This window comes from Kurthia sp. FSL E2-0154 (genome assembly GCF_038003625.1).
In the GTDB taxonomy this organism is placed as follows: Bacteria; Bacillota; Bacilli; order Bacillales_A; family Planococcaceae; genus Kurthia; species Kurthia gibsonii.
On record NZ_JBBOPO010000001.1, the window covers coordinates 394,749 to 407,372 of the forward strand.

The window sequence follows — 12,624 nt, forward strand, 5'->3', positions numbered from 1 at the left end:
AAGGTCTTGAGAATCTACGGATTTTCAAGACCTCTTTTTATGTCTTTTGCATGTGAACGAGCCGATTTTACATGCTGATAGTCCAGTAAAATACGGCTACATGCCGACATCTCTTCGGTCATTCACTCAAAGTCAAAAAGCGACTTTGATTCATGCCCTGCAGAGCTGGTAGCATGTGAACGAGCCGATTTTACATGCTGATAGTCCAGTAAAATACGGCTACATGCCGACATCTCTTCGGTCATTCACTCAAAGTCAAAAAGCGACTTTGATTCATGCCCTGCAGAGCTGGTAGCATGTGAACGAGCCGATTTTACATGCTGATAAGACAAGTAGTTTTACTTGACAGAAATAGGGTTTTTCATTAATATACAAAGGAATATGTCTACGAATGTATAAAAAATACTACACATGATAGAATAGATGTGTTAAGGAGAAGTTAACGATGCTTTTAGATAAAACAACACGTATGAATTTCCTTTTTGATTTTTACCAAGCATTATTAACGGATAAACAGAGAAGTTATATGCAACTTTACTATTTAGATGATCTTTCTTTAGGCGAAATTGCTGAATCGTATGAGGTGTCACGTCAAGCGGTTTATGATAATATTCGTCGAACAGAAGCGATGCTGGAGGAATATGAAGAGAAATTACAGCTTTTCCATAAATTCAAAAAAAGACAAAAAATTACAGACAAATTATCAGCTTGCTTACAAGATGACACAACAGAAAAGGCAGATTTATTGCCGCTTGTTGAGCAATTGAAGCAGGACTAGGGGGCGACAATTATGGCTTTTGAGGGTTTAGCAGAGCGACTCCAAAGTACGATTCAAAAGATTAAAGGGAAGGGTAAAATTAACGAACAAGACGTTAAAGAAATGATGCGCGAAGTTCGTTTCGCTTTAATCGAAGCCGATGTTAACTTAAAAGTAGTAAAACAATTTGTTAAAACTGTAAGTGAACGTGCAATTGGTCAAGACGTCATGAAAAGTTTAACACCAGGTCAACAAGTTATTAAAATTGTACAAGATGAATTGACGAATTTAATGGGTGGCGAACAAAGCCTTGTTAAATTTGCGACGAAACCACCCACTGTTATTATGATGGTCGGTTTACAAGGTGCTGGTAAAACAACAACTACAGGTAAATTAGCAAATCTATTACGCAAAAAATACAATAAAAAACCGTTGCTTGTAGCAGCCGATATTTATCGTCCAGCAGCTGTAAAGCAATTAGAGACACTAGGTAAGCAATTAGGTATTCCTGTATTCCAAAAAGGTACAGAAGTATCACCAGTTGATATTGCCAAAGAAGCATTAGAACACGCTAAAGAAGAACATCTCGATGTTGTGATTATTGATACAGCTGGTCGCTTACACATTGATGAAAATCTCATGCAAGAACTAAAAGATATCCGCGCTTTAAAAGAGCCAGACGAAATCTTCTTAGTTGTGGATGCAATGACAGGTCAAGATGCTGTCAACGTTGCGAATAGCTTTAATGAAGCAGTTGGCATCACAGGTGTTGTTTTAACAAAATTAGACGGTGATACACGTGGTGGTGCGGCGTTATCTATTCGTACAGTAACTGAAAAACCGATTAAATTTGTTGGTATGGGCGAAAAAATGGATGCGCTTGAAACATTCCACCCAGAGCGTATGGCATCACGTATTTTAGGTATGGGTGATGTTTTATCATTAATCGAAAAAGCGCAGGCACAAGTAGATGAAGATAAAGCAAAAGAATTAGAAGAAAAGTTTAAAACACAAACTTTTACATTCGATGATTTCCTAGAGCAAATGGCGCAAGTGAAAAAAATGGGACCATTGGAAGATATCTTAAAAATGATTCCAGGTGTGAATAAAATGAAGGGCTTAGATAATATTAATTTTGATGATAAACAAATTGATCATATCGAAGCCATCATTCAATCGATGACGATTGCAGAAAAAACAAACCCTGAAATTATTAACGCAAGTCGCAAAAAGCGTATTGCAAAAGGTTCAGGTTGTACGGTTCAAGAAGTAAATCGTCTTATTAAGCAATTTGATGAAATGAAAAAAATGATGAAGCAAATGACAGGTATGTCGACTAAGAATAAGAAAAAGTTCAAATTGCCAGGAATGGATTCATTATTTAAATAAAATAAAGTGTGTTAAGAAAAAATACTTTACAAGCTATTGTAATTTCATTTGATTTAAGGTAAAATAATGTGTGTTAAGAATAAACACTTTACAAACAATCGAAAGCTTGATATTATACTATCTTGTGTGAAACTTATTCGGAGGTGCAAAATAAACATGGCAGTTAAAATTCGTTTAAAACGTATGGGTGCTAACAAAGCTCCTTTCTACCGTATCGTAGTTGCTGATTCACGTTCACCACGTGACGGTCGTTCGATCGAAACAATCGGTACTTTCAATCCATTAACTTCTCCTGAGGAAGTTAAAATCGACGAAGCTAAAGCTTTAGCTTGGTTAGGTAACGGTGCGAAACCATCAGATACAGTACGTAACTTGTTCTCAAAACAAGGAATCATGGAAAAATTCCATAACTCAAAAAAAGGTAACTAATATTACTTTTTAAATAATCGGGGGTGACATTTGTGGAACAACTGATCGAAACAATCGTAAAACCTTTAGTCGATTTTCCGGATGATGTGAACATTACTGTTCAAGAGAGTTCGAATCGAATTGTTTATAAGCTTTCTGTAAATCCTCGTGATGTCGGAAAGGTCATTGGCAAACAAGGTAGCGTTGCAAAAGCAATTCGTGCAATTGTTTACTCAGCCGCAAGCAGTCACCGCATGAAGAAGACATACGTCGATATTCAAGATTAGCAGAAAAGGAGGGAGCTTATGTTCCTTCCTTTTTTGTTTAAAAAATTAAAAGAGGTGTATCCAATGGAATGGTTTAACGTAGGAAAAATCGTCAATACACATGGTATTCGTGGTGAGGTACGTGTCATTTCGCAAACAGACTTCCCAGAAGAACGTTACGAAGTAGGCGCAGAATTAGGTATTTTTATTCCAGGTGAAAAAAAACCAACAATCGTAAAAGTTGCTTCTGCACGTGCGCATAAAAACTTTATCTTACTGACATTTGAAGGATATCCATTCATCCAAGATGTAGAAAAATTCAAAGGTTCGGAATTAAAAATTCACGAAAAATATTTAGATGATCTTGGTGATGATGAGTTTTACTATCACGAAATCGTAGGTTGTACGGTATTCGATGAAGAAGATAATGAGATTGGTGAGATTACAGAGATTCTTCAAACAGGTGCAAACGATGTTTGGACAGTTAAAGGTGTAAATGGAAAAATGCATTATATCCCTGTCATTTTAGATGTTGTGAAAGAAGTCGATGTCGATGAAAAACGTATTACAATTGAACTGATGGATGGCTTATTATCATGATGAATATCCATGTATTATCATTATTCCCTGATATGTTTGAGGGTGTTTTCGGTTCGTCTATTCTAAAGAAAGCACAAGAAAAAGGCGCTGTACAAATGAATGTGACAGATTTTCGTTCTTTCTCACAAAATAAGCATAATCAAGTAGATGATTATCCTTATGGCGGTGGTGCGGGAATGGTGCTGAAGCCAGAACCTCTTTTCCATGCAGTAGAAGATTTAGTCGCACAAGGGAAAAAGCCACGCATTATTTTAATGTGTCCGCAAGGTGAGCGTTACGATCAAAAGAAAGCAGAAGAATTGGCTAAGGAAGAAGATTTGATCTTTTTATGTGGTCACTATGAAGGCTATGATGAGCGCATTCGAGAGTACCTTGTAACCGATGAAATCTCGATTGGTGATTTTGTCTTAACAGGTGGCGAATTAGCCGCTATGACGGTTATTGATAGCGTCGTACGCCTCCTTCCAGGGGTTTTAGGACAAGAAGCTTCTCACGTAAATGATTCGTTCTCAACAGGATTACTTGAGCATCCGCACTATACGCGTCCTGCAGATTTTCGCGGCATGAAAGTCCCAGATGTATTAATGTCAGGGAATCATGCGAAAATTGAACAATGGCGTATGGAGCAATCATTGAAAAGAACGTTTGAACGTCGCCCAGATTTGCTTGAACACGTTGAATTAACAAAAGAGCAGCAAACTTATTTAAAACAATTAAAAAATAATTCAAAGCTGTAAAGTATATTAGCTTGCAAGCGACATTGAAGTATGATAGTATTTAAAATGCATTTCCTATGAGGAATGCCGTATTACGATGTTCCGCTGTAGCAACCAAGAGCGATCTATAAGAGCATCTGTCTAAGGAGAGAATAAAATGTCAAACATTATTACAGAAATTACTAAAGATCAATTACGTACAGACATCCCTGCATTCCGTGCTGGTGATACTGTAAGCATCGACGTTAAAATCGTTGAGGGTACTCGCGAACGTATCCAAAAATACGAAGGTGTTGTAATCAAACGTCGTGGTGGCGGTATTAGCGAAACTTTCACAGTACGTAAAATTTCTTACGGTGTTGGTGTAGAACGTACATTCCCTGTACATACACCAAAAATCGCTAGCTTAACAGTTACTCGTCGCGGTAAAGTACGTCGTGCGAAACTATACTACCTACGTAACCTACGTGGTAAAGCAGCTCGTATCAAAGAAATTCGCTAATTTCTTAGCTGTTAAAGAGAGTACTATCCAATTGATTTCTTTTGGGTAGTGCTTTTCTTTTTGCCTGTAAAAAGAAATCCTTGTACAATGAGTATAGAATGTAGAGGGAGGCGCGCTATGGAAACGAAACAAAAGAAAGAAAAGAATGAACTATGGGAATGGACGAAAGCTTTAATTATCGCTTTTGCATTAGCAGCCTTCATTCGTTATGTGCTATTTACACCGATTGTCGTAGATGGGGAGTCGATGATGCCTACTTTACACAGTGGTGATCGAATGGTTGTGAATAAAGTTTCTTACAAGATTTCCGATATTCATCATAGTGATATTGTCGTTTTCCACGCTCCGGAGAAAAGAGATTATATTAAGCGTGTAATTGGTTTGCCGGGTGATACGATTGAATACAAAAATGATGTATTATATCGGAATGGTAAGGCGATCGATGAACCTTATTTACAACAATTTAAAAAAGCCATTCAAGATGGTGGCACATTAACAGAAGATTTTCAATTACAAGACTATGTACAAAAAGACAGAGTACCAGAAGGATATGTATTTGTAATGGGTGATAATCGACGTAATAGTAAAGATAGTCGACATATCGGACTCATTCCAGAGAACAAAATTATTGGTAAGGCGAGTATCGTTTTCTGGCCACTCGATCAATTTGGCTTAGTGAAATAGATGTAGGAGTGAGAGAATGACCATTCAATGGTTCCCAGGGCATATGGCGAAAGCTCGCCGTCAAGTAACAGAAAATTTAAAGCTAGTCGATATCGTATTTGAACTAATCGATGCGCGTTTACCGATGTCATCACGTAATCCAATGCTAGATGATATTATTCACCAAAAAAATCGTTTACTTATTTTGAATAAAGCAGATATGGCTGATGAAGTACAAACAAAGCGTTGGGTCCAATATTTCACAGATAAAGGACATCATGTTGTTGCGGTCAATTCGCTTGATTCAAAAGGTTTAAAGCGTGTTGTAAAGGCAGCAGAAGCAGTATTGAAGCCGAAATGGGATCGTATGCGTGCAAAAGGTTTAAAAACACGTGCTATTCGTGCGATGATTGTTGGGATTCCGAACGTTGGTAAATCTACAATGATTAACCGTTTAGCGAAGAAAAATATCGCAAGAACAGGTAATACACCAGGTGTGACGCGTTCACAACAATGGATTAAAGTTGAAAAAGAACTTGAATTACTTGATACACCAGGGATTTTATGGCCGAAGTTTGAAGACCAAGAAGTAGGTTATAAGCTAGCTTTGACAGGCGCGATTAAAGATACGATTACGAACATGGATGATTTAGCGATTTATGGATTACGTTTCTTAGAAAAATACTATCCAACTCGTTTAGAAGAACGCTATAAAATTACAACTGTTGCAGAAGAAGTGGTGGAGACATTCGATCATATCGGACGTTTACGTAATGTAAAAGCAGCAGGTGGAGAAATCGACTATGATCAAGTATCAGAATTAATTGTACGCGATATTCGTAATGAGCATTTAGGAAAGTTAACATTCGATTTCGTCGAAGATTATGAATAATGCAATCTAAGGCTGTTCTTTCGCTATAATAAAGCGAGAGGGCAGTTTTTTTATATAAAAATAAGAAAAAGAACCGATAGAAAAGTTAGATGAGAGGGAATTAGATGAAGACAATTAAAGCGATTAAAGAAGCGTTAGCACAAGAACATACATGGCAAGAATGGATGACGGAACTTGAACAAGATGAACGAGAAGGTGTAAAGAAAGCACTGCAATCTTGGAAACGTCAGCAAGAAAAAAGAGAGAAGCTACAACAAGAGCATGAAGCGAAAATTCAATTTGATGATGCCTATCGTACACATGAAGGATCATACATTGCAGGAACGGATGAAGCAGGTCGTGGGCCACTAGCAGGACCTGTTGTGACTGCGGCTGTTATTTTACCAGCAAAATGTGATGCATTACTGGGTTTAAACGATTCGAAACAATTGTCACTTGAAAAAAGGGAACAATTTATGCGACTTATTGAAGAACATGCTCTTGCAAGTTATATTCACTTTCAATCAGAAAAAGCAATTGATACACTGAACATTTACGAAGCGACAAGACAATCAATGAAGGCATCGATTGAAGGTTTATCGATTCAACCCGATTTTGTATTAGCCGATGCGATGACATTGGATATTGCAATTCCACAAGAATCGGTTATTAAAGGAGACGCGAAAAGTTTATCGATTGCTGCAGCTTCTATTTTAGCGAAAACCGCGCGGGATCATTATATGGAACAAATGGATGAAAAGTATCCAGGCTATGGATTTGCGAAACATGCGGGTTATGGCACAAAACAACATCTAGAAGCCATTCAACAATTAGGTGTGACACCGATTCATCGTAAAACATTTGAACCGATTAAATCGATGTTGCAAAAGGAGTGAGGGAACTATGAATCTATCCGGTGTGAATGTAGGGCAAATTCAAGGAACTGCGACTGCTGCACAACCTGTTTCGATGCAAGAAGGACAAGTCTTACATGGAACTATTAAAAAATTGTATCCAAATCAACAAGCTGAAATTAATATTGGCGGTCAGAAGATGGTGGCGAAACTTGAAACACCAATGCAAGCAGGGAACACACATTTCTTTCAAGTAACCGCAACAACGCCCGATTTAACGTTAAAAATGGTTAGTGGTCCAGTTGATGCAAAAGCATCCTTAATGGATCAAACTAAACAAATGATTGATACGATGAAATTGCCACAAACAAAAGAGATGCAACAAATTGTGTCACAATTAGTTAAAAATAATATTCCATTTAATAAAGAGCAGTTAATAGCAGCGGAACAATTATTAAAAGGTGCAAATGGTGCTGAAAGATCTCAAGCATTGGATGCTTTACAAAAGATGATTGAATTGAAACTACCCATGACATCAACAAGTTTACAAGCAGTTATGGAAGGTAGTTTAAAAGGTGGTTTTACAAATTTACTGGGAAATTTAGAGCAATCAATTCGACTAGATGCACAATTAGCACCTCAATTAAAAGAAGCAATCTTACAACAGTTGGCACGGTTGAAGTCACCTTTAAGTGAACAAACTGGAAATATTGTACTTGGAAAATTACTTGGCAGTAACACACCAGAAGCAGGGCAAATTTTACAACAAGCGGGTGTTGGAGTAAAAGCGGAGACGACTGACATTGTAAAACAGTTATTTCAGCAATTTAAGATGGAATCGAATGAAGCCATTCGTCAATTATTACAAAAATCAATGACGAAAGAGAATTTGCAAAACTTGTCACAAGCGATTCAACAGCATCCAATGCTAACAAAAGATCAACAACAAGCGATTCAGCAGGCAATTACGCGTATGCAATTAGCGCCAAATGCATCGAATCAAGCACAAGTTATTCAAGAAGTTACAACACAATTAGCAAGCGTGAAGGAGAGTATTCCTCAGTTGATGAGCCAACTGAAAAACGTAACAGCTGAAACGCAACCAGCGATTATTCAAAAATTAGCCACTGCTGTTGCAGAGAATCCAACTTTAACAATGCAACAAAAACAAGAAGTGATTGCACAATTAGGACAAGTGCAGAAGAATGGGGCTGAAAACGTCTTTAAAGCGCTTGTAACTGCTTTTTCAACACAAGTTGGTTTACAACCTACAGAAGAAGCAACGAACCAATTAAGCCAATTATTAGGCGTTTCAAAAGACCAGTTAAGTTCACTTATGCAAAACCTAACACGTACATTGCAGCAACAATCGACACCTTTTGCACAGCAAATGTTACAGGATGTTGAAAATCTGCAAATGACTCAATTATCTGGACATGCTGTACAAGCTTCCATGAAAAAGACATTAAGTGAGCTTGGATTGAGTCTTGAAGCGAACATTTTACAATCGAACCCAGAGCAGGCGCAGCTCTCATCGACATTGAAATCACTCATGCATGCCCTTGTCCATGAAAATGTCACAAATTCGACAAGAAATTTAGCAGAGCAAGTAATTGGACGTATGAATGGACAACAATTACTGTCAATGGATCAAGGACAACAGCAACAAATCGTTATGCAAATCCCATTACAATTCTTCGGAAAACGAATTGATGCGACATTACAGTGGTCAGGAAGCAAGAATAAGGATGGGAAAATAGACTCAAATTTTGCACGAATTATGTTCTATTTACATCTTGAAAATCTGCATGAAACGGTTATAGATATGCAAGTGCAAAGTCGCGTTGTGACGCTAAATATTTATACTGAAAATCAGCAAAGTCAAGGGATAATTGACCCTTTAAAAGAGGTGTTAAAGGCTCGATTAGCAGAGCAAGATTATCGCCTTTCAGGTGTTTTTCTGAAAAAGTTTGATGAGCCTAAACCAACTGTTAAACAACAGTCGAAAATCATCGGCAAAAGTGAAGATGGAGGGGTCGACTTTAGAATATGAAAAAAGAAAATCGTAAAGAAGCTGTCGCCTTATCATTTAATCCTGAACAATCAGAAGCACCAAAAGTCATTGCGAAGGGAAAGGGGCTTGTTGCGGACTCTATTTTGAACAAAGCACAAGAAAGTGGTGTGCCAATTCAAGAGGATCCAAATCTAGTACAGTTATTAGGACAGTTAAATCTAAACGAATCTATCCCTGAAGAACTGTATCAAGCTGTAGCGGAAGTATTTGTATTTATTTACAAAATAGACCAAATAAATGGTAAAAATAAATAAAAAAAAACACTGATTTTTTATGCGAAAATCAGTGTTTTTTTACATTAACTTAGAAAAAAGACGTATATCGAATGATATTTTAGTATAAAATAGATTGTGGACAACTTTTTGAATATTTAATACAATGGAGAAGAAGTAGCAATGCTTTACAATTGAGATGGGAGGCAATTTGATGAATATCCATGAATATCAAGGTAAAGAAATTCTTCGCCAATACGGGGTGGCGGTTCCGAAAGGACGCGTAGCTTTTTCTCCAGAGGAAGCAGTGAATGTGGCGAAAGAACTGAGCTCAGATGTTATGGTAGTAAAAGCTCAGATACATGCGGGGGGTCGAGGTAAAGCAGGCGGCGTTAAGATTGCGCGCAACCTTGAAGAAGTACGTGCTTATGCAAAAGAGTTATTAGGAAAAGTTCTTGTAACCCATCAAACAGGTCCACAAGGTAAAGAAGTGAAACGACTGTATGTTGAAGAAGGTTCAGACATTAAGAAAGAATATTACTTAAGTTTAGTCGTAGACCGTCAAACATCACGCGTTACATTAATGGGTTCCGAAGAAGGCGGTATGAACATAGAAGAAGTTGCTGAAGAAACACCAGAAAAAATCTTCACAGAAGTAATTGATCCAGTGGTAGGTTTAACAGGTTTCCAAGCACGTCGTTTAGCGTTCAATATCAACATTCCAAAACACCTAGTAAATAAAGCTGTGAAATTAATGCTTGGTATTTACGAAGCATTCATTGATAAAGATGCATCAATTTTAGAAATTAACCCACTTGCTGTAACAGGTGATGATGAGGTAATCGCATTAGATGCGAAATTTAACTTTGATAGCAACGCATTATACCGTCATAAAGATATCGTTGAGTTACGTGACTACGATGAAGAAGATGAAAAGGAAATTGAAGCATCAAAATACGATTTAAGTTACATCGCATTAGATGGTAACATTGGTTGTATGGTAAATGGTGCTGGTTTAGCTATGGCTACTATGGATACAATTAGTTACTACGGTGGTTCACCGGCTAACTTCTTGGACGTTGGGGGCGGTGCTTCTGCTGAAAAAGTAAAAGAAGCATTTAAAATTATCCTTTCTGACCAACAAGTTAAAGGTATTTTCGTTAATATCTTTGGTGGGATTATGAAGTGTGACGTAATTGCTGAAGGTGTAGTAAAAGCAGCTTCAGAATTAGGCTTAGAAGTACCGCTTGTTGTGCGTTTAGAAGGTACAAACGTAACAAAAGGTAAAGAAATTCTAAATGAATCAGGCTTAAATATTACTGCAGCTTCATCGTTAGCAGATGGCGCAGAAAAAATCGTAAAACTTGTTGGATAAGAGAGGCGGACTATAAAATGGCTATTTTTATTGATAAAGATACAAAAGTGTTAGTTCAAGGGATTACAGGCTCTACAGCTCTTTTCCATACGAAGCAAATGCTTGAATATGGAACAAAAATTGTAGCTGGTGTTACACCAGGTAAAGCAGGTACAGTAGTTGAAGGTGTTCCGGTATTCAATACGGTTTCAGATGCAGTTGCAGAAACTGGTGCAAACGTATCCGTAATCTATGTACCAGCACCATTCGCAGCAGATGCAATTTTAGAAGCTGTAGATGCAGAATTAGATATGGTGATCTGTATTACAGAACATATTCCTGTAATCGATATGGTAAAAGTGAAACGTTATATGGAAGGCAAGAAAACACGTTTAATCGGACCAAACTGCCCAGGTGTTATTACAGCAGATGAGTGTAAAATCGGTATTATGCCAGGATACATCCATACAAAAGGTCATGTAGGTGTTGTATCTCGTTCTGGTACATTAACGTATGAAGCAGTACATCAATTAACTGAAGCTGGAATTGGCCAAACGACAGCAGTTGGTATTGGTGGAGACCCAGTAAACGGTACAAACTTTGTAGATGTTTTAAAAGCATTTGAAGAAGATCCAGAAACATATGGTGTTGTAATGATTGGTGAGATTGGCGGTACAGCTGAGGAAGAAGCAGCTGAATTCGTTAAAAATCACATGACTAAACCAGTTGTCGGTTTCATCGGTGGTCAAACAGCACCTCCAGGAAAACGTATGGGTCACGCAGGCGCGATTATCTCAGGTGGTAAAGGTACAGCAGCTGACAAAATCAAGGCTTTAAATGAAGCAGGTATTGAAGTTGCACCAACACCAGCAGCAATTGGTGAAACATTTATTAAAGTTATCAAAGAAAAAGGTCTATACGAAAAGTGTAAAACACATTAAGATATAAATAGATGAGCTAGTTATTTTAGCTAGGAGTAAACAGGAATCTTGCGCAAGCGGTTCCTGTTTTTCATTGCTAGAAATCAGGTCATCTTTATATGAAGAGGAGGCGAATACCATGCAATTTGACGCGGCACTTCACGCACTACATTATGTGCGTCAGTACCCACTGAATCGCTTGTACCCCCTATTACAAGTAGATCCAGAACTTGAAACCCTCCCTCATATGAAACCCTCACAACTTGCATACTATTTTCAAATTACATTAAAACAAGCAATACAACTTCATGCAGAGTTCCATCAAGTTTACCAAACAGACTGGCATGCTTTTTATGCAAAACAGCAGATAGTCCCAATCCCATTTTATAATGAACACTATCCTATTTCTTTACTAGATGTGTATGATCCACCCGCGATGCTTTACTGTAAAGGTGACATAACGTTATTGCAAAAATATCAAAAAGTCGCTATAGTTGGTTCAAGAAAAGCTACCAATTATTCACAAAAATGTTTAACAGCTATCATACCACCCCTTATTTCGCAAAATATCGCGATTGTAAGCGGTTTAGCGAGAGGGGCAGATAGAATGGCTCATGAGACAACAATCGCTCATTTAGGCAATACTATAGCTGTTTTAGGAAATGGTTTACATTATCACTATCCGAGGGAACATAAAACATTGCAGCTAGAAATGGAAAAAAATCATCTCGTTTTAACAGAATATCCACCGCATATGCCACCTCAAAAGTGGCAGTTTCCGAAAAGAAATCGCATCATTAGTGGATTAAGTGATGGTATTGTACTAACTGAAGCAGAATTAAAGAGTGGAACAATGAGTACAGTTGAATATGGTTTGGATCACGGTAGAAATATTTTTTCAGTTCCTGGAGATATTTTCTCCCCCCTCTCTGCAGGTCCGAATAAGTTGATATATGAGGGCGCAACGCCTGTTTTACATGGGCAACAAATAATAGAAGAAATGAAGAATAATTCATCACGAAAATGAAAAATGGTTGC

The 12,624-nt window shown here is 37.6% G+C and carries 15 protein-coding genes; all 15 read left to right on the forward strand.

Features of this window, described 5'->3' with window-relative positions; translation table 11 throughout:
- Window positions 1-445: 445 nt before the first annotated feature.
- The 15 genes from MHB75_RS01835 (at window position 446) to dprA (ending at window position 12,613) form a co-directional block, all read left to right on the forward strand.
- Window positions 446-778 carry a putative DNA-binding protein gene (locus tag MHB75_RS01835; RefSeq protein ID WP_068454951.1) on the forward strand — a complete coding sequence of 111 codons (333 nt, stop codon included), beginning with the start codon at window positions 446-448 and terminating at the stop codon, window positions 776-778.
- A gap of 12 nt (window positions 779-790) precedes the next feature.
- A complete protein-coding gene (ffh, locus tag MHB75_RS01840; protein ID WP_141272967.1) occupies window positions 791-2,146 on the forward strand; it encodes a signal recognition particle protein in 1,356 nt (451 codons plus the stop codon).
- A gap of 156 nt (window positions 2,147-2,302) precedes the next feature.
- Window positions 2,303-2,575, forward strand: coding sequence for a 30S ribosomal protein S16 (gene rpsP, locus MHB75_RS01845; RefSeq protein ID WP_068454945.1), 273 nt, complete (start codon window positions 2,303-2,305; stop codon window positions 2,573-2,575).
- A gap of 32 nt (window positions 2,576-2,607) precedes the next feature.
- A complete protein-coding gene (locus tag MHB75_RS01850) occupies window positions 2,608-2,841 on the forward strand; it encodes a KH domain-containing protein (protein ID WP_068454942.1) in 234 nt (77 codons plus the stop codon).
- 63 nt (window positions 2,842-2,904) lie between these two features.
- Complete coding sequence (rimM, locus tag MHB75_RS01855; protein ID WP_068454939.1) at window positions 2,905-3,420, forward strand: ribosome maturation factor RimM; 516 nt, start codon at window positions 2,905-2,907, stop codon at window positions 3,418-3,420.
- Window positions 3,420-4,157: a tRNA (guanosine(37)-N1)-methyltransferase TrmD gene (gene trmD / locus MHB75_RS01860; protein ID WP_141273110.1), complete on the forward strand. Its 738-nt coding sequence runs from the start codon at window positions 3,420-3,422 to the stop codon at window positions 4,155-4,157. Before rimM ends, trmD begins: the two co-directional genes overlap by 1 nt.
- A gap of 136 nt (window positions 4,158-4,293) precedes the next feature.
- Complete coding sequence (gene rplS / locus MHB75_RS01865) at window positions 4,294-4,638, forward strand: 50S ribosomal protein L19 (RefSeq protein WP_068454936.1); 345 nt, start codon at window positions 4,294-4,296, stop codon at window positions 4,636-4,638.
- Between the two features lie 117 nt (window positions 4,639-4,755).
- Window positions 4,756-5,322, forward strand: a complete 567-nt coding sequence (lepB, locus tag MHB75_RS01870; RefSeq protein ID WP_068454933.1) for a signal peptidase I — start codon at window positions 4,756-4,758, stop codon at window positions 5,320-5,322.
- A 16-nt stretch (window positions 5,323-5,338) separates the two neighbouring features.
- Window positions 5,339-6,193 carry a ribosome biogenesis GTPase YlqF gene (gene ylqF, locus MHB75_RS01875; protein WP_068454930.1) on the forward strand — a complete coding sequence of 285 codons (855 nt, stop codon included), beginning with the start codon at window positions 5,339-5,341 and terminating at the stop codon, window positions 6,191-6,193.
- Between the two features lie 104 nt (window positions 6,194-6,297).
- Window positions 6,298-7,068: a ribonuclease HII gene (locus MHB75_RS01880; RefSeq protein WP_141272972.1), complete on the forward strand. Its 771-nt coding sequence runs from the start codon at window positions 6,298-6,300 to the stop codon at window positions 7,066-7,068.
- A gap of 7 nt (window positions 7,069-7,075) precedes the next feature.
- Window positions 7,076-9,079 (forward strand): hypothetical protein, encoded by a 2,004-nt coding sequence (locus MHB75_RS01885; RefSeq protein WP_340995585.1) that lies wholly within the window; start codon window positions 7,076-7,078, stop codon window positions 9,077-9,079.
- A complete protein-coding gene (locus MHB75_RS01890) occupies window positions 9,076-9,354 on the forward strand; it encodes an EscU/YscU/HrcU family type III secretion system export apparatus switch protein (RefSeq protein ID WP_141272976.1) in 279 nt (92 codons plus the stop codon). The genes MHB75_RS01885 and MHB75_RS01890 overlap by 4 nt, the downstream gene beginning before the upstream one ends.
- A 172-nt stretch (window positions 9,355-9,526) precedes the next feature.
- Entirely contained in the window at window positions 9,527-10,687 is a 1,161-nt protein-coding gene (gene sucC, locus MHB75_RS01895) for an ADP-forming succinate--CoA ligase subunit beta (protein WP_068454917.1), read from the forward strand.
- 17 nt (window positions 10,688-10,704) lie between these two features.
- Window positions 10,705-11,607, forward strand: a complete 903-nt coding sequence (gene sucD, locus MHB75_RS01900) for a succinate--CoA ligase subunit alpha (RefSeq protein ID WP_068454914.1) — start codon at window positions 10,705-10,707, stop codon at window positions 11,605-11,607.
- 118 nt (window positions 11,608-11,725) lie between these two features.
- Entirely contained in the window at window positions 11,726-12,613 is an 888-nt protein-coding gene (gene dprA / locus MHB75_RS01905) for a DNA-processing protein DprA (RefSeq protein ID WP_340995591.1), read from the forward strand.
- Window positions 12,614-12,624 lie beyond the last annotated feature (11 nt).